This is a genomic window from Bradyrhizobium sp. HKCCYLRH2047 (assembly GCF_051168175.1).
Lineage (GTDB): Bacteria > Pseudomonadota > Alphaproteobacteria > Rhizobiales > Xanthobacteraceae > Bradyrhizobium.
Window position 1 is genome coordinate 253774 of record NZ_JBNPUM010000002.1, and the last position, 18048, is coordinate 271821.

Consider the following 18048-nt stretch of genomic DNA (forward strand, 5'->3'; position numbering starts at 1 on the left):
GAGCAAGGACTCTGGATTGCTTCGTCGCCTGCGGATCCTCGCAATGACGAGGTGCGATACACTGCGCGATTATTGCGCCATTGCCAGCATGCTGCCGCCGATCGCGTGCCACGCCGACGTCACGCTGATCGGCCAGTTCAGCAGCTTCACGGCGATCAGCGCGAGTCCGCCATAGATGTAGACCGGGTGGACGCGTCCGAACGTGCGGCGGTCGTGGATGATCGCGACGACGAGCAGCAGGTAGGCGACGAAGGCCGGCGGGATCGTCACGAACACCGGCGGCGGGCCGAGCGGACCGGGGGGCGCCAGGAATGTCAGGAACCAGCGCGCCACGGCGGCGTCCAGCAGCGAGATGCCGGCGAGCAGCATCAGCCGCTTGTGGGTTTCCGGCCGGCGCAGATGGATAACCGCGAGCGTAAAGACCACGGCAAAGAAGGCGATGCCGCTGAGCGGCACGATGGCGAAGGCGGTGCCCTCGTTGGCCTGCCCCATCGCCGCGGAACGCTTCATCGCCTCGATAGCAACGAGGAAGCCAAAGATCGTCATCGCCGTGGCGAGCGATACGCCGAAGATGCCGAGCGAGCGGTGCCACGCCGTGCGTCCGGATGCGGCAAGCCAGCTCTGCAGCGCGAAATACAAGGTCCAGGTGAAGAACAGGAAGCCGTGGAAATGAATCACGGGCGCGCCGGAGAATGAGCCGCGGGCCAGTGGCAGCCAGTAGGTCGGCGCGAAGCCGATGATCGCAATGGCCATGCAGGCCAGAGCCATGTTGAAATAGAAATAGCGCGCAGGGGACGCAACGACGCCGCGTGCGCGCGAATTGTCGGTCAGAATAGTCATGCGGTTGTGTCTGCGGGAACCACAACAGGTTCAAATGACGACCGAGGACGTCGCCGGGGCGCGCATCCACAACATCTTGAGCGGAATGCGCGGCACGATCACGCGCATTTCAGCCGGGGCCGCGATCGGCTCGCGAGCCCCATTCGCAAGGGTTGCCTTCTGCAGGAAAGGACTGTCGCCCCGCTGCTGCCGCTGTATAGTTGAAGTCGCCGCAGAGGCGGTTACGCCCCGCGTGCCATGCCGGATCGCCCACCACCTGAGAGAGCCATCTGCCTTGATCTCATCCGCCTCCTCATGGGCTGCAGCCGGTCGCCGGGATGGGCTGCTGCGCCTTGCCGCGCTGGTCACGCTCGGATGGCTGGCTTCGACCCAGGCCCATGCGGTCGGCGCGGCCGAGCCTGGCAAGGAGCCGGCGGTGGATGCCGGTGCCTGCATGGCGGCCTCGGAGGCGCGCGATGGCGACAAGGTGCTCACCGAATGCGGCGCCGTGATCGACAATCCCAAGGCCGCGAGGGCCGATCGCATCAACGCACTGATCGCGCGCGCCTCGATCTTCATTACCAGGGGTGAGATCGATCGCGCCATCGCCGATTACGGCGTCACCTTGCAGCTCAACCCGACGCTCGCCAGCATCTTCAATGCACGCGGCGAACTGCATCGCAAGAAGGGCGACCGTCCGAAGGCGCTGGCCGATTTCGCCGCGGCGCTGCGGCTCAATCCGGATCACGCCAGCGCCCGCAGCAACTATCACGCGCTCGCAGTGGAGCTCGAGCGCATGGGCGCGCAGATGGCCGTCGCGGGCCGGCCGAGCTTCAATTGCGCCGCGGCGCGGCGCGCCGTGGAAAAGGCGATCTGCGCCGATCCGGAGCTCGCCAATCTCGATCGCGAGATCGACGGCGCGCAGGCCCGCGTCGTTCGCGAGGCGGCCGGCCCCGCCGCGGCACGCGCCCTGCAGCGCGAACAGGACGCGTTCATCGCGCGGCGCAACGCCGGCTTTGGCAGGCCCGGCTACGATCTCAAGAAGGCGATGCAGGACCGCCTGCGGCGGCTGAACGGCGTCGACGGCTATTGATCATCGGCGTGGCCGCTTGAACCGGGTTCCGGCCGGAGACGACAACGGGGAGATCAGCGTCTCAACCCGCAACAGTCGAAATTCCGAGCCCACGCCGATGCACGCTTTCATCCATTCGATTTCATCCCGCTCATCCTACCTCGCGCTGCGTCTTGCGGCCGGCCTCGTCCTTGGCCTCGGGGCCCAGCCTGCATTCGCTGCGGACCCCGAATGCGCTTTGGGCAGCAAGGCGCCACCGTCCGAACTCATTGCCGCCTGCTCGACCGCAATCGAGCAGGCATCGAGTTCGCCCAAGGATCAATCCATCGCCCTGGTCGCCCGCGCCGACGCCCGTGCCCGCACCTCGGGCGGCATGACCCAGGCCCTGAAGGACCTCGACCGTGCCATCGCGCTCGACGGCAAGAATGCGCGCGCCTACCGGCTGCGTGGCGACCTGATGCGCGAGGCCGGTGGCGATGCCGGCAAGGCGGCGGCCGATCTGAGCATGGCGATCTCGCTCGATCCGAATGACGCCGAAGCCTATGAGCTGCGTGGCGTTGTCTATACCGAGCAGCGCCGTCTCGATCGCGCTCTGGCCGACTACGGCCAGGCGATCCGGCTGAAGCGCGACTTCGCGCAGGCCTATGCCGACCGCGGCGTCGCCTTCTACCTGCGCGGCGACAATGAGAAGGCGGTGCGCGACTATGACGAGGCGATCCGGCTCGACCCCGAACGTCCCCGCACTTTCACCAACCGTGCCGCCGCCTACAAGAAGCTCGGCCAGATGGACAAGGCGCTGGCCGATGACGACGAGGCGATCCGGCGCGATCCGAAGGTGTCGGAATATTACGACAATCGCGGCCTCACCTACGCCGCCATGAAGGAGTACGACAAGGCGATCGCCGATTATGACCAGGCGATCCGGATGGAGCAGCGGGCGAATTTCCTCACCAATCGCGGCGATTCCCATCAGTTCAAGAACGAGCTCGGCGCGGCCCTCGGCGACTACGACGCTGCGCTGCGGATCGATCCGAATTTCGCGCTCGCCTACAACAACCGTGCGGTGCTGTACAAGAAGATGGGCGAACGCGCCAAGGCGCTGGCGGATTACGAGGCGGCGCTGCGGCTGGATCCCGGCAACGACAATGCCATCGCCGGCCGGCGCGTCATGCTGGCCGAGATCAAGACGTTCGGCGCCGAGCCGCCGCGCCCGTTGAATGCGCCTTCGGAGCGCAGCGGGCCGTCGTTCGAATGCACCGCCGCCGTGCGCGAGGTCGAGAAGGTCATCTGTGCCGACCCGCAGCTGTCGGTGCTGGACCTCGGCATCGCCGAGAGCTACGCTCGCCGGCTCAAATCGTCCCGTGGTCGCCTTGCGGCCGAACTGCGCAGCGCACAGCGTGACTTCATCGCCGAACGGAATGCCCGGTTCGGCAAGCCCGGCTACGACCTTCGTCTAGCCCTGCAGCGACGTTTGGACATGCTGCGCGACGCAGGGCATTGATCCGCCCGGGAAAGTGACCGGACTCCAGGTTGCGCCTGATCTGGATCAATTCATGACGGCTTGAACTGTCGCTTTGTCCCGTGACAATACTCGGGAATAAACACAGATCTTGGGGAAACGTCATGAGCGCTGCGAGCCGCTATCACGAGGTCCATGCACGGTCGCTGCAGGACCCGGAAGGGTTCTGGGCCGAGGCCGCCCGCGCGATCGACTGGATCGAGCCGGCCAAGACCATCTTCGATCCCGCGATGGGCGCCTATGGCCGCTGGTTTGCCGGGGCCGTCGTCAACACCTGCTACAATGCGCTCGACCGTCACGTCGCCGCCGGCCGCGGCGATCAGCTGGCGCTGATCCACGATTCGCCGCTCACCGGCTCGGTCACGAAGCTCACTTATGCCGAGATGCTGAAGGAGGTGCAGACGCTCGCCGCGATCATGCAGGATTTCGGCGTGGCCAAGGGCGACCGCGTCATCCTCTATATGCCGATGGTGCCGGAGGCCATGGTGGCGATGCTCGCCTGCGCGCGCATCGGCGCGGTGCATTCGGTGGTGTTCGGCGGCTTCGCCGCCAAGGAGCTCGCCACCCGCATCGACGACGCCACGCCGAAGCTCGTGCTGTCGGCGAGCTGCGGCATCGAGCCCGGCCGCATCGTGCAGTACAAGCCGCTGCTCGACCAGGCGATCGAGCTCGCCGACAACAGGCCCAAGGCCTGCATCGTCCTGCAGCGTCCCGAGCATGTCTGCGAGCTCAAGCCCGGCCGCGACTACGACTGGGCGGCGCTGCGCAAATCCGCGCTCGCCAATGGCAAGCTGGCACCATGCGTGCCGGTGCTGGCGACCGATCCGCTCTACATCCTCTACACGTCCGGCACGACCGGCAAGCCGAAGGGCGTGGTGCGGGACAATGGCGGGCACCTCGTCGCGCTGAAATGGTCGATGGAGAATCTCTACGGCATCAAGCCGGGTGAGGTCTGGTGGTGCGCCTCCGACATCGGCTGGGTGGTCGGCCACAGCTACATCATCTACGGCCCGCTGATCCATGGCGCGACCTCGGTGATGTATGAGGGCAAGCCGGTCGGAACGCCCGATGCCGGCGCGTTCTGGCGCGTCATCAGCGATCACAAGGCGGTCGCTCTGTTCACCGCGCCCACGGCATTCCGCGCCATCCGCAAGGAGGATCCGGAAGGCACTTTCCTGCGCAAATATGATCTATCGCATTTCCGCACCCTGTTCCTGGCCGGCGAGCGCGCCGATCCGCCGACGGTGGAATGGGCCGAGCAGCAATTGAAGGTGCCGGTGATCGACCACTGGTGGCAGACCGAGACCGGCTGGTGCATCGCCGGCAATCCGGTGGGCATCGGGCTATTGCCGGTCAAGCACGGCTCGCCGACGGTTCCTATGCCGGGCTACCAGGTCGACATCGTCGACGAAGCCGCCAAGCCCGTGCCCGCCAACACGATGGGCTCGATCGTGATCAAGCTGCCGATGCCGCCGGGCTGCCTGCCGACCTTGTGGCAGCAGGAGGAGCGCTTCAAGGAATCCTATCTCAGCGAATTCCCCGGCTACTACAAGACCTCCGATGCCGGCTACAAGGACGAGGACGGCTATATCTTCGTGATGGGCCGCACCGACGACATCATCAATGTCGCCGGCCACAGGCTGTCGACCGGCGGCATGGAAGAGATATTGGCGTCGCATCCCGACGTCGCGGAATGCGCCGTGCTCGGCATCAAGGATGCGATCAAGGGCGAGGTGCCCTGCGGCTTCATCGTGCTCAAGGCCGGCGTCTCGCGCAGCCCGTCGCAGATCGAAAAGGAGATCGTGGCGCTGGTGCGCGACAAGCTCGGACCGGTCGCCGCGTTCAAGCTCGCCATCACCGTCGGCCGGCTGCCGAAGACGCGCTCCGGCAAGATCCTGCGCGGCACGATCAAGAAGATCGCCGACGGCGAGCAATGGAGCATGCCGGCCACGATCGAGGATCCCAAGGTGCTCGAGGAAATCGGCGAGGCGCTGAAGAGCCGGGTCTAGCTCGATCCATTGTGCCCGGGCTTGACCCGGGCGCCCATTGTCGTCAAGCAACGGCTCCAGACCAGCCTGATTGACGAGAATGGAACGTTCGATGCGACAGACCTCCGCCCGCTTGGCCCTGGTGCTGATGGCCGTGCTTTCGCTCTCGGCCTGCGCCTCCCGCAGCCAGGGTCCTGCGGTGGCGCTCGGCAATGACGATGATGATGCGGTCTGTCAGGCCGGCGGCAAGGTCGCGCCGGGCTCCGCCGAATATGTCGCCTGCCGCAAGGACCGCGACGTGCAGCGGCAGCGCGCCGAGGCGCGTGCCGACCGCCGGCAGCGCGATCTCGGCGAATACATGATGAACCACCCCGACCGGCCCTGAGCGCCAGTGCAAGCGCCTCTCATGGCGCGTGACTTCGATGCAACAGTTGCGTGACATCGGCGCTGCAACAATGCCGATTGATTAAGATCAAATCCAACTCCATGGCGTCCCTGCCACATCTGTGACCGCAAGGCGCGGCCGTGCCCGCGCAGATGTTGCTCAAGGGTGGCTATGGGGATCTCGATGAACAGGATGTTGAAACTCTCGTCGTCGCTGCTGGTGCTGGCGGCGATCTGCGGAGCCATGGGCTCGGCGCAAGCAGCCGACCTGCAGGCGGCGCCGGTCTACACCAAGGCGCCGGTGGTCGAGGCGTGGAATCCGTGGATGCTCCGTGTCCGCGCGCTGGGCGTGCTGCCGGATGCCGGCGGCTCCACCGTGAACGTGACCGGCGTGCCGGCGCTGTCGTCGCCGAATTCCGGCCTGTCGATCTCCAACTCGGTCGTGCCCGAGCTCGACATCAGCTACTTCTTCACCAGGAACATCGCGGCCGAGCTGATCCTCGGCGTCACCCGGCATTCCATCGGCGGCACCGGTTCGCTCGACGGTCTCAACATGGGCAAGGCTTGGCTGCTGCCGCCGACGCTGACCCTGCAATATCACTTCACCGATTTCGGCGCCTTCAAACCCTATGTCGGCGCGGGCGTGAACTACACGGTCTTCTTCAACCAGAGCGCCGCAAACCAGGTGTGGAACGGCCTTGCCGTCACCAACCTGCACATCTCCAACCAGTGGGGCGCCGCGGTCCAGTTCGGCTTCGACTACATGCTCGACAGGCACTGGGGCCTGAACGTCGACGTGAAGAAGCTGTGGCTGCAGCCGAACTACTCGGCGACCGTCAACGGCGCAATTCCGGTCACCGGCCGCGCCAACATCGATCCGTGGCTGGTCGGCGTCGGCGTCACCTACAAGTTCTGATTTGTCGCGTTCCTCCCAAGACTGCATGGCGCCGGCATCCCCGGCGCCATTTTTTTGGGGGAGAATTGCTGCTGGCTAGTTTTGAGTTTGGCTGGAGCTCACGCCTCCCCCACCGCTGTCGTCCCGGCCTTGAGCCGGGACCCATACGCCGCGGCGGGAATGAAGGACGAGGCGCTTAGCCACGACCGGCTTGGGCCGTTCCGCAAGCCTGTGGTTATGGGTCCCCGCGTTCGCGGGGACGACACCGATGATTGTGGCAGGCGCTGTTGATGGCCGATAGAGATGGACGCCGCGCGTCCTACTCTTCGTCCTCGTCCTGCTTCTTGCCGCCGATGGTCTTGAGCTTGGCGAACACGGCGTCGACGTTGAGATCGTCCTCGTCGCGGCCCGCCGGCTCGTACTCGTCCTTGCGGGTGGTCTCGGAGGCCGGCAGCAGGGTGGCGCCGCTGTAATTGGCGTCGAGCGGCTTTTCCTTGGCGGCGCGCTGGACCTCGAAGTCGAGCTCGATCTGCGAGCACAGGCCGAGCGTCACCGGATCCATCGGCGTCAGCGTCTGCGCGTTCCAATGGGTGCGGTCGCGCACGCTGGCGATCGTGGTCTTGGTGGTGCCGACCAGGCGCATGATCTGGGCGTCCTTGAGCTCGGGATGGTTCCGCACCAGCCAGAGGATGGCGCTCGGGCGCTCGTGGCGGCGCGACACCGGGGTGTAGCGGGGGCCCTTGCGCTTGGGCTGCGGCGGCAGCACCACCTTGCTCTCCTGCAACCGCAGGCGGTAGTTCGGGTCGCGCTCGGCCTTCTCGATCTCCTCGCGGGTGAGCTGCCCGGTCGAGATCGGATCCATGCCCTTGATGCCCTGGGCGGCGTCCCCGTCGGCGATGGCGCGCACCTCGAGCGGGTGCATCTTGGTAAAATCGGCGACCTGGTCGAAGGTCAACGCAGTATTGTCGACCAGCCACACGGCAGTTGCCTTCGGCATCAGCGGGGCGTTGCTCATGGCAAATCTCCTTTGTGCTCCGCCCCGGCCCTGGGAGGCGAAACCTGTGGTCATCGGCGATGACGGGAATTGGCCCTATATAAGCCGTCCCGGGGGCGGGGCGCAATGGCCTGGAGAAAACGGCCTTGACAGCGCTCGAAAGCAGTCCCAAGTCCTACCCAAACGAGTGTCAGACCCAAGCTCTTCGCGTATCGACCGCCCCCGCTTGCCGGCCCGGGGGTCCGTGGTCGCCGAAACCAGCCCGCACAGATCAGCTCAGACCAGCCCCATGGCAGCCAAACCAGACCTCAAAATCGTGCTTTGCTCGCCGCGCGGCTTCTGCGCCGGCGTGGTGCGCGCCATCGACACCGTGGAACGGGCGCTCGCCATCTATGGCGCCCCGGTCTATGTCCGCCACGAGATCGTGCACAACAAATACGTCGTCGACAGCCTGAAGACCAAGGGCGCCATCTTCGTCGAGGAGCTGGCGGAGATTCCCGACAGTACCAACGCACCGGTGGTCTTTTCGGCGCATGGCGTGCCGAAGTCGGTTCCCGCCGAGGCCCAGGCGCGCAATTTCTTCTCCCTGGACGCGACCTGCCCGCTGGTGACCAAGGTCCACCGCGAGGCCGCGATCCATTTCAAGCGCGGCCGCGAGATCCTGCTGATCGGCCATTCGCACCATCCGGAGGTGGTCGGCACGGTCGGCCAGCTTCCGGCCGGCGCCGTGACGCTGATCGAGACCGCCGAGGACGCGGCGACCTTCACCCCGAAGGACCCGGACAACCTCGCCTTTGTCACCCAGACCACGCTGTCGATCGACGACACCAAGGACATCGTCGCGATCCTCAAGGGCCGGTTCCCGAACATCTCGGGCCCGCACAAGGAGGACATCTGCTACGCCACCACCAACCGCCAGCTGGCGGTCAAGAAGGTGGCCCCGGTGGTCGACGCGCTGATCGTGGTCGGTGCGCCGAACTCGTCGAACTCGCAGCGCCTGCGCGAGGTCGCCGAGCGCGAGGGCTGCCCGATTGCGGTGCTGGCGCAGCGTGCCTCGGACATCGACTGGGCGCGCTTCGAGGGCATCAAGAGCCTGGGCATCACCGCCGGTGCCTCGGCGCCGGAGGTGATCGTCGAGGAGATCATGGGTGCCTTTGCCGAGCGCTACGTGCTGCATGTCGAGACGGTGTCGGCGGCCGAGGAGAACGAGTTCTTCCCGCTGCCGCGCTCGCTGCGTCCGGAAGCGGCCGCCGAGTAAGCCGGCCGCTTGTTTTCCGCCCTCGGCGGCCTCTCGGCCTTGAACCCGGCGCCGGCATGCGCGATGAAGGGCGCAACGGGCCTGTCCGGTGATGAAGTTCGCATCGGAGAGGCGGGGGCAGGCGAACTTCGACAACTGGGATAGCGCATGGCGGTCTATACCGACGTCGCCGCCGACGAGCTTGCGGACTTCCTCAAGACCTACGACATCGGCGAATTGCTGTCCTACAAGGGCATCGCCGAAGGGGTCGAAAACTCCAACTTCCTGCTCCACACCACCAAGGGCTCCTACATCCTCACGCTGTACGAGAAGCGCGTGGCGGTGGACGACCTGCCGTATTTTCTGGGACTGATGGCGCATCTGGCCGAGCGCGGCGTGAGCTGTCCGCAGCCGGCGCGCAATCGGGACGGCGCGGTGTATTCGAGCCTGTCCGGCCGGCCCGCGGCGATCATCAACTTCCTGGAAGGCATGTGGCCGCGCAAGCCGAACGTCACCCACTGCGCCGGGGTCGGTGCGGCGCTGGCGCAGATGCACCTCGCCGGACGCGACTTTCCGCTGGTGCGCAAGAATCCGCTCTCGGTGTCCGGCTGGCGCTCGCTGTTCGCCCAGGCGGGCGACCGCGCCGACACGGTGCAGGCCGGCCTCTCCGCGCTGCTGTCGACCGAGCTCGATCATCTCTCGCGCGCATGGCCGACGGATCTGCCGGAGGGCGTCATCCATGCCGACCTGTTTCCGGACAACGTGTTCTTCCTCGGCGACAAGCTCTCGGGGCTGATCGACTTCCCGTTCTCCTGCAACGACATTCTGGCGTATGACGTCGCGATCTGTCTCAACGCCTGGTGCTTCGAGTCCGATCATTCGCTGAACGTCACCAAGGCGCGCGCCTTCTTCAACGCCTATGGCCGCGTCCGGCCGCTGTCGGAGGCGGAGCTGGAGGCGCTGCCGCTGCTGGCACGAGGCGCGGCGATCCGCTTCCTGCTGACGCGGCTGGTGGACTGGCTCAACGTGCCGCCGGGCGCGCTGGTCAAGCCGAAGGATCCGCTGGAATACGCCCGCAAGCTGCGCTTCCACCAGGCGGTGACCAGCGTGCGCGACTACGGCATCGGTGGAGCAGTGGCGTGAGCGAGCATCCGGTCGTCAGCATCTACACCGACGGCGCCTGCTCGGGGAATCCCGGGCCCGGCGGCTGGGGTGCGATCCTGCGCTTCGGCGACAAGGAGAAGGAGCTCAAGGGCGGCGAGCCGCACACCACCAACAACCGCATGGAGTTGATGGCCGCCATCTCGGCGCTGGAAGCGCTGAAGAAGTCGTGCCAGGTCGAGCTCTACACCGACAGCCAATATGTCCGGCAGGGCATCACCGGCTGGATCCATGGCTGGAAACGCAACGGCTGGAAGACCGCCGACAAGAAGCCGGTCAAGAACGCCGAGCTGTGGCAGCGGCTCGACGCCGCGCTGAAGCCGCACAAGGTCAACTGGCACTGGGTCAAGGGCCATGCGGGGCACGCCGAGAACGAGCGCGCCGACCAGCTCGCGCGCGATGGGGTGGCGATGGCGCGGATGCAGAAGAACGTGCGAGGCTGACCCGATCGCCACGGTCGATCGTCATCGATCGTGGCGTCGCCTTCTCGTCACGTCCCTCCGAGTGGGCTGCGCTCGATGGCGAAATCGTCAAGCAAGGGGGAGCTGCGGCCTCCGATCAGCGTCGCGACGAGCTCCGAGGCGAGGTAGCTGAACGTGATTCCATTGCCGCCATATCCGTAGGCGCCGTATACGTTCTTATAGCCCGGGACGACGCCGATCAGAGGCAGCCCGTCATCGGTCGTGTCGAATGTTCCGGACCATTGATAGTCGGTATCGAGAATAGCGTGCGGCCATAGGGCCGAGAGTTCTGCAGCCAGGCGCCGCGACTTCTCCGGGATGGCATGGTCACGAGCGTCCGGCTCGATGAGCTCGTCGTCGTCCTCGCCTCCGAAGATGATCCGCCCGTCCGGTGTGGTGCGGGCATAGTGATAGTCGTCGCTGGCCTCCCAGATCAGAACCTCGTCCTTCCAGAGATTCTGCGGCTGGGGCACGGTGGCAATGGCCCAGCTCGACGTCACGCGATGGATCGTCGGCTTGACGATTCGGGGGATCGCGTAGCCGGTTGCCAGCACGACGTGACGAGCCTCGATCTCGTGACCGTCGTCGAGGCCGACGGTCACCCTTGCTTTCCCGCAGTCGAAGAAGACGGCATTGCCTTGAACAAGGTGTGCGCCTCGCGACAGCGCCAGGGACAGCAGGCCGCCTGCCAACTGCACCGGGTCAGCGTCGGCGGCACCGGGGGACAGGATCGCGCCCGCTCGGGCGAAGCCGAAATTGTCGAGGAGAGTGCGGTGATCAAGGAAGATGCCGGGCAGCCCGGCTCGGGTGCGTTGCGCGAGCTCGTCACGCAAAACCCTCGAGTCGTCATCGCGCGCAAGATAGAGCGACTGGCGGGCCCGCAATTCACCGGGCAGCGTCCGCTCCGAGATCTGGCGCTTCAATTCCGTCACCGCGCGCAGGCTGGCCTGATAGCATCGCGCGGCGCGGTCGAAGCCGATCAGCGACCCAAGCTGCCCGAGTGGTCGATCGATTTCCCACAGCAGCATGGCGGTGCTGGCGGCCGTGCTGCCGCGGCAGGGCTGCTCGCGATCAATCAGGACGACGTCGTGCCCTTCGCGGGTGAGCCGTTCAGCCATCATCGCGCCGGTAATTCCGGCGCCGACGATCAGGACGTCGCAGCGAAAACTCGCGACACCGGCCGCCGTCGAAAACGACGGTACATCCGGCCAGGGCGGCCTGACGCTCCGGACGTCGTCCTGCTGCATTTGTTGCGGCTGATCGTTGAAGATGTCGACCTCCCGGCGAACTGAGGAACCGGCCTCTCTAACGCCGTCATGCAACTTCGGTTCGGCGCAAAATGTCTTCGCGAGGTCACTTCCGAGGCGGTCCATTGCGCGGCCTTTCCCCGGTCGACGGCCGAGCGTGGAGGGCCGGGCTGGGACGTCGACAGCGCGCAAAAAGCAAGGGCCGGGAGAGATTCCCCCGGCCCTTCGCCGCATATCCTGGACTTATCCGTTGGAGTCGGCCGCTCCTAGCGCCTTGACGGTCGAATCCGGATCGAGCCGTCCAGCGCGCCTGATCGCCGTCACAGCTGCCCGAGCAGCGTGTCGCCGCCGGAGACCTCGACCTTGCCCGGGGCGGCTTCGAGGTTCAGCTTGGTGACCGTGCCGTCCTCGACCAGCATCGAGTAGCGCTTCGAGCGGATGCCGAGGCCGGCGCCGGAGGCGTCGAGCTCCATGCCGATCGCCTTGGTGAACTCGGCATTGCCGTCGGCCAGGAACACGGCCTCGTCGCGCTGGTCGGTGTCGCGCTTCCAGGCGTTCATCACGAAGGCGTCGTTGACCGAGACGATCGCGATGGTGTCGACGCCCTTGTCCTTCATCGCATAGGCGTTGAGGAAGATGCTGGGCAGATGCATCTTGTGGCAGGTGCCGGTGTAGGCGCCGGGCACCGCGAACAGCGCGACCTTCTTGCCCTTGAAGATGTCGTCGGTGGTTTTGACCTGCGGGCCTTCGCCGGTCATGACGCGGAATTGGGCCTGCGGCAGCTTATCGCCAACCTTTATGGTCATTCGAGTTACTCCTTCCCCTGGATGTGTCTTGGATCTGTCTTGCGCGGTGCGCGCTACACTATTCGGCAGGCCGGAAACGGCAACGGCCCGCCGCGATCACGACTCCGTCATCGCACAACGCTGCCGCCCCGCCAACGGATCAGGCCGCCGCTGCCGGCTTCTTCTTCTCGTCGCGCAGCTCCCGGCGCAGGATCTTGCCGACATTGGTCTTCGGCAGCTCGGTCCTGAACTCGATCTGCTTCGGCACCTTGTAGTTCGTGAGCTGCTCGTGGCAGTGCTTGATGATGTCCTCGGAGGTGAGGTTGGGGTCCTTCTTCACCACGAACGCCTTGACGACCTCGCCGGTCTTCTCGTCCGGCAACCCGATCACGGCGGTCTCCAGCACGCCCGGATGGGTCGCGATGACCTCCTCGACCTCGTTCGGATAGACGTTGAAGCCGGAGACGAGGATCATGTCCTTCTTGCGGTCCACGATCTTGACCGAGCCGTCCGTGGCCATGACGCCGACGTCTCCGGTGCGGAAGAAGCCGTCCGCCGTCATCACCTTGGCGGTCTCGTCGGGACGATTCCAGTAGCCTGCCATCACCTGCGGGCCCTTGGCGCAGATTTCGCCGGGTTGTCCCAGCGGCACCTCGTTGCCGTCATCGTCGCGGATCGACAGCCAGGTCGACGGCAACGGCAGGCCGATGGTGCCGGTGAACTCCGTCGAGGTCGGCACGTTGCAGGTCAGCACCGGCGCGGTCTCCGACAGGCCGTAGCCCTCGGCGATGCTGCAGCCCGTCACCTGCTTCCACTGCTCGGCGACCGGGCGCTGCACGGCCATGCCGCCGCCGTTGGAGACCTTGAGCTTGGAGAAGTCGATCTTCTTGAAGTCAGGATGATGCAGCAGGCCGTTGTAGAGCGTGTTGACGGCCGGGAAGGTGTTGACCTGATACTTCATCAGCTCCTTGATGAAGCCGGGAATGTCGCGGGGATTGGGGATCAGCAGATTGGCGCCGCCGGCGCGCACTGCGAGCAGGAAGCAGCAGGTCAGCGCGAAGATGTGGTAGAGCGGCAGCGCGCAGACGATCAGCAGCTGATCGACATGCGGCGGCCGGTCCATGACCGGCTGCAGCCAGGCGTCGTTCTGCAGCACGTTGGCGACGACGTTGCGGTGGAGCAAGGTGGCGCCCTTGGAGACGCCGGTGGTGCCGCCGGTATATTGCAGGAAGGCGACGTCGTCGGGGCCGATGGCGGGCTTCTGGAAGCGCTTGCCGCGGCCGGCGGCGAGCGCATCGTTGAACGGCACGGCGCCCGGCAGCGAGAACGCCGGCACCATCTTCTTGAGGCGGCGGACGACGAGGTTGACGATCACGCCCTTGAAGCCGAGCAGGTCGCCCATGCTGGCGACGACGATGTGTTTGACCTGGGTGTGTCCCACCACCTGCTGCACGGTGTGGGCGAAATTCTCCAGCACGATGATCGCCTCGGCGCCGGAATCCTTGAGCTGGTGCTCGAGCTCGCGCGGCGTGTAGAGCGGGTTGACGTTGACGACGGCGTAGCCCGCGCGCAGCACCGCGGAGATCGCGATCGGATATTGCAGCACGTTCGGCATCATCAGTGCGACGCGCGCACCCTTCGCCAGACCCAGGCCCTGCAGATAGGCGCCCATCGCGACCGACATCTCGTCGAGCTCGCGATAGCTGATCGCCTTGTCCATGCAGATGAAGGCGCGGCGATCGGCGAATTTCTTGAAGCTCTCTTCCAGCAGGTCGACGAGCGACGGGTATTTGCCCGGATCGATATCGGCGGGAACGCCGGCCGGATAGTGCTTGAGCCAGATGCGCTCCATGACCCTTCCTCTCTGATCGTCTCTTGTTCGTATATCGGCAGCCGCCTCTCCGGGGCCGGCGGCGCCAATATCGAATTTCCGGCCGTTCAAGGCAAGCGGCCGGCGCGTCGATGAAAGGGGAGGTACAGGCAGTCCGGGCCGAGGGCCCGCGCCAGTTGCCGGCTGCGTCAGCATGCGCCGCGCGGGATCAGCCGTCCTTCGGCGCGGGCTTGCCGTCCGTCTTCGGCTTTGCGGCGGCCTTGGGCTTGGCGGGCTTGGGCGCGTCGGAGCCGGCTTTTTCCGCCGGTTTTCCGCCGGCTTCGTGCTTGGCGGCGACGTGGCGTGCCGCGCCCGGCTTGGCGTTCGACGGCTTGGCATCCGACGGCTTGGCCGCGGCCTTCGCATCCGCATCGGTCTTGGCGGCGGTCCGGGTCGCCGGCTTGGCATCCTTGCGGGCGGCGGCATGCGCCTTCTTGCCGCGGTGCCTGGCCGGGGTCTGCGCGTCGGCATCGGCGGCGACAGCTGCGATCAGCGCCGCGCCGGTGCGCGTCGGGCCGGTGTAGACCACGACCGGCTCGGACGGAGCGGGGGCCGCCGCCAGCAACTCGGACGGCTTCATGGACTGCGCCTGCAGGCCGGCGAGCAGGGTGCCGCCGGTCGCCTCGCCGTCCGCGCCGGCAACGGTGTCCTCGTCCTCGTCGCTGGCCGGCCGGTGGCGGCGGCCGTTGCACATGTCGTCGCGCAGGTTGGGCGGCGTCGCGTCGACCGGGGCCAACTGATCGACCGTGCCGAGCGGCGACTTCAGCCAGCTCAGCTGGTTGCCGTTGAAGCCGCGGTCGAGCATCTGGATCGCGCGCACGGCGCGCATCTGTCCCGAGGAGGCGCCGAGCACCACCGCGATCAGGCGCTTGCCGTTGCGGGTCGCCGAGGCCACCAGATTGTAGCCCGAGGCGCAGATGAAACCGGTCTTGAAACCGTCGGCGCCGGGATAGCGCCCGATCAGCTTGTTGAAGTTCTGCACCACGCGGCGGCCGTAGCGGATCGACGGGATGTGGACGAAGTATTCGTACTCGGGAAGATCGCGGATGATGGCGCGCGCCAGGATCGCGAGATCACGCGCCGAGGTGATCTGGCCGTCGGCAGGCAGTCCGTTCGGATTGACGTAGCTAGTCTGCGTCATGCCGAGCTTGCGGGCGGTGTCGTTCATCATCGCCGAGAAGCCGTCGATGGAGCCGCCGACGCCCTCGGCGAGCACCACCGCCATGTCGTTGGCGGACTTCACCAGCATCATCTTGAGCGCGTTGTCGACGGTGAGCTGCGTGCCCGGCCGGTAGCCCATCTTCGACGGCGACTGCGAAGCCGCGGTCGGCGAGACCGTGAACAGCGTGTCGAGCGTGATCCTGCCCTCCTTGACCGCCTTCAAGGTGACATAGGCGGTCATCAGCTTGGTGACTGATGCTGGGTACCAGGGATAGGTCGCGTTCTGCGCTTCCAGCACCTTGCCGGTGTCGGCTTCGACGAGCAGCAGCGCCTCGGCATGGGCCCAGCGCGGCGCGAGCACGAGAGCGGCAGCGAGAACGATGATCTTGATCGGGGAATAGCGGAACAACAGGCGAAGCGTCTGCACTGGTCAGATCCGGTCCTTTGAGACCCGCCTCGCGCGGCGAGGTGGGCAAACGGGCTTTCGGGTTTCAAGCGTGTCCGGTGCCGCTTCGGTTGCGGCAGGTCGCGAACCTATACCGGCTCGACGCTGGCGAACAGAGCCCAGCCATTCAATTCCACGATGAAAGCGTCCCGCGATCAGGCCTTGACGGTGGTGCCGTCGCTGTCCGGCGCGACAAGCGACGCGCGTGCGTTCTCCTGCACCATGAACTGGGCCCTCGCGAGTTCCGCGAAATGGCCGCCCTTGGCAACGAGTTCATCGAACGTTCCGCTTTCGATCACGCGCCCGTTCTCGAACACCAGGATTCTCGTTGCATTGCGAATCGTCGAGAGCCGGTGTGCGATCACGAAGGTCGTGCGCCCCTTCATCACCTCGTCGAGCGCCGCGTTGAGCTTGGCCTCGGTGACGGCATCGAGCGCGGAGGTCGCCTCGTCGAGAATCAGGATCGGAGGATCCTTCAAGAGGGCACGCGCGATCGAGAGCCGCTGGCGCTCGCCACCGGACAGCATGCGGCCGCGTTCGCCGGCGTTGGTATCGAAGCCCTGGTCGGCACGATCGATGAAGTCGAGCGCCTGGGCGCGCGCGGCGGCGGTGCGCAGCTCCTCGTCGGTCGCGTCCGGCTTGCCGACCAAAAGGTTCTCGCGGATCGAGCGATTGAACAGCAGCGCCTCCTGGAACACGACGCCGATGTTCCTGCGCAGTGCCGCGAGCTTCAATCCGCGGACGTCCATGCCGTCGATCCTGATGAAGCCGGATTGCGGATCGAAGGCGCGATGCAAGAGTGCAATCGCGGTCGACTTGCCGGCGCCGGTCGGTCCGACCAGCGCGATGGTCTGGCCGGGCAGCGCGGTGAAGGTGAGGTCCTCCACCGCCGGACGCTTGCCGTCATAGGAGAACGAGACGTCGTTGAATTCGACCAGGCCCGAGAGCCGGCCGACCTCGATCGCGTCGGGGCGGTCGCGCACGGCCGGCACCGCATCGAGCACGGTGAAGAACTCGGCCAGCCGCGGCGCCTCCATGAACACGTTGTTGATGAAGGACACGACCTGCTCGAGCTTCTGGATCAGCATGGTCGCGAACGACACGAACATCACGATCTCGCCCACGGACGTCAGTCCGGCCTGATGCAGGGCGATGCCCAGCGTGAAGATCGCGAGCACGGTGATGGTGGTCGAGGCACGCGTGATGACCGTCACCAGCGCCCACCAGCCGAGCACCGGCATCTGCACCGACAGCAATTGTCCGGCCACGGTGCGCAGGCCCTGCACCTCGGCATCGATGCGCACGAAGCTCTGCACCAGCGCGACGTTGCCGAGCGCGTCGGAGGCACGCGCCGACAGGTCGCTGTAATGCTCCTCGACCTCGCTCTGCATGCCGTAGGTCTTGCGTACGACCAGGGTCGTCAGCACGGTGAACACCACGCACAGCACGAACAAGAGGATCGCGAGCCGCCAGTTCAGATAGAGCGACAGCGGCAGCAGCACCAGCACCGACATGATCGCGGCGAAGTGCTCGCGGAAGAACGACAGCCACAGCTTCCACAGCGCGTCGGTGCCGTTGATCATCACCTTCATCAGCCGGCCGGAATGGGTGCCGGAATGGAACGTCAGCGGTAGCTGCAAGATGTGCTCGAAATAGCTCGTCAGCACCGCATGGCGCTGCCGGTGCGCCAGCCGGTCGGCCTGCAGCGCGACCCACGCGCTGGCCAGTATCGTGAACAGCCCGAATCCGGCCCAGGCCGCGAGCAGCGGCCAGGCGGTGCTGGTCGAGGCGTTGCCCGAGAGCGAGTCGACAATGCGTCCGAACAGCACCGGCTCGGCGAACTGCGCCACCGCCAGCGCCAGGTTGGCGATCGCGAGAAACCAGCCGAGCCGCGCCTCCTTTCCGAGCAGATGGAGCACGCGGGCATAGATGCGGAGCAGGGACATGGGCGGGGCGCTTCGTGTCGGCAGTTGGAATCAGCGCTGGGCGCGCGGCGCCATGTTAGCAAGG

General features: G+C 66.1%; 15 protein-coding genes. 8 read left to right on the top strand and 7 right to left on the bottom strand.

Annotated elements, in window-relative coordinates:
- Window positions 1-69: 69 nt before the first annotated feature.
- Window positions 70-840, bottom strand: coding sequence for a hypothetical protein (locus ACQR1D_RS04765; RefSeq protein ID WP_434838051.1), 771 nt, complete (start codon window positions 838-840; stop codon window positions 70-72).
- Window positions 841-1162: 322 nt separating this feature from the next.
- Here ACQR1D_RS04765 and ACQR1D_RS04770 point away from each other — a divergent pair, with 322 nt between their 5' ends.
- The 5 genes from ACQR1D_RS04770 (at window position 1163) to ACQR1D_RS04790 (ending at window position 6698) form a co-directional block, all read left to right on the top strand.
- Complete coding sequence (locus tag ACQR1D_RS04770; protein WP_315804685.1) at window positions 1163-1912, top strand: tetratricopeptide repeat protein; 750 nt, start codon at window positions 1163-1165, stop codon at window positions 1910-1912.
- 97 nt (window positions 1913-2009) lie between these two features.
- On the top strand, window positions 2010-3392 hold the full coding sequence (locus tag ACQR1D_RS04775; RefSeq protein ID WP_434838050.1) for a tetratricopeptide repeat protein: 1383 nt from the start codon (window positions 2010-2012) through the stop codon (window positions 3390-3392).
- A gap of 122 nt (window positions 3393-3514) precedes the next feature.
- Window positions 3515-5419, top strand: a complete 1905-nt coding sequence (locus tag ACQR1D_RS04780; protein ID WP_316218049.1) for a propionyl-CoA synthetase — start codon at window positions 3515-3517, stop codon at window positions 5417-5419.
- A gap of 91 nt (window positions 5420-5510) precedes the next feature.
- Window positions 5511-5783, top strand: a complete 273-nt coding sequence (locus tag ACQR1D_RS04785) for a hypothetical protein (RefSeq protein WP_434893169.1) — start codon at window positions 5511-5513, stop codon at window positions 5781-5783.
- Window positions 5784-5966: 183 nt separating this feature from the next.
- Entirely contained in the window at window positions 5967-6698 is a 732-nt protein-coding gene (locus ACQR1D_RS04790) for an OmpW/AlkL family protein (RefSeq protein ID WP_316181096.1), read from the top strand.
- A 298-nt stretch (window positions 6699-6996) separates the two neighbouring features.
- On the opposite strand, the gene ACQR1D_RS04795 is transcribed toward ACQR1D_RS04790, so the two are convergent.
- Entirely contained in the window at window positions 6997-7692 is a 696-nt protein-coding gene (locus tag ACQR1D_RS04795) for a DUF1013 domain-containing protein (RefSeq protein WP_315804621.1), read from the bottom strand.
- Window positions 7693-7960: 268 nt separating this feature from the next.
- Between ACQR1D_RS04795 and ispH the strand changes: the two genes are divergently transcribed.
- From ispH to rnhA, 3 genes are all read left to right on the top strand, one after another.
- Window positions 7961-8929 carry a 4-hydroxy-3-methylbut-2-enyl diphosphate reductase gene (ispH, locus tag ACQR1D_RS04800; RefSeq protein WP_315804620.1) on the top strand — a complete coding sequence of 323 codons (969 nt, stop codon included), beginning with the start codon at window positions 7961-7963 and terminating at the stop codon, window positions 8927-8929.
- Window positions 8930-9076: 147 nt separating this feature from the next.
- A complete protein-coding gene (locus ACQR1D_RS04805; RefSeq protein WP_316181099.1) occupies window positions 9077-10051 on the top strand; it encodes a homoserine kinase in 975 nt (324 codons plus the stop codon).
- Entirely contained in the window at window positions 10048-10512 is a 465-nt protein-coding gene (gene rnhA / locus ACQR1D_RS04810) for a ribonuclease HI (protein ID WP_315736125.1), read from the top strand. The genes ACQR1D_RS04805 and rnhA overlap by 4 nt, the downstream gene beginning before the upstream one ends.
- 47 nt (window positions 10513-10559) lie before the next feature.
- Here the strand turns inward: rnhA and ACQR1D_RS04815 are convergent, their stop codons facing one another.
- The 5 genes from ACQR1D_RS04815 to ACQR1D_RS04835 form a co-directional block, all read right to left on the bottom strand.
- The gene (locus ACQR1D_RS04815) at window positions 10560-11903 is read right to left on the bottom strand and encodes an NAD(P)/FAD-dependent oxidoreductase (RefSeq protein ID WP_434847118.1); all 1344 of its coding nucleotides are present in this window, start codon (window positions 11901-11903) and stop codon (window positions 10560-10562) included.
- 194 nt (window positions 11904-12097) lie between these two features.
- The gene (locus ACQR1D_RS04820) at window positions 12098-12583 is read right to left on the bottom strand and encodes a peroxiredoxin (RefSeq protein WP_315804617.1); all 486 of its coding nucleotides are present in this window, start codon (window positions 12581-12583) and stop codon (window positions 12098-12100) included.
- Window positions 12584-12722: 139 nt separating this feature from the next.
- Window positions 12723-14414 carry a long-chain fatty acid--CoA ligase gene (locus ACQR1D_RS04825; protein ID WP_316181102.1) on the bottom strand — a complete coding sequence of 564 codons (1692 nt, stop codon included), beginning with the start codon at window positions 14412-14414 and terminating at the stop codon, window positions 12723-12725.
- Window positions 14415-14601: 187 nt separating this feature from the next.
- On the bottom strand, window positions 14602-16020 hold the full coding sequence (locus ACQR1D_RS04830; protein WP_316181104.1) for a D-alanyl-D-alanine carboxypeptidase family protein: 1419 nt from the start codon (window positions 16018-16020) through the stop codon (window positions 14602-14604).
- 173 nt (window positions 16021-16193) lie between these two features.
- Window positions 16194-17984, bottom strand: a complete 1791-nt coding sequence (locus ACQR1D_RS04835) for a glucan ABC transporter ATP-binding protein/ permease (RefSeq protein WP_316181105.1) — start codon at window positions 17982-17984, stop codon at window positions 16194-16196.
- Window positions 17985-18048: the final 64 nt, after the last annotated feature.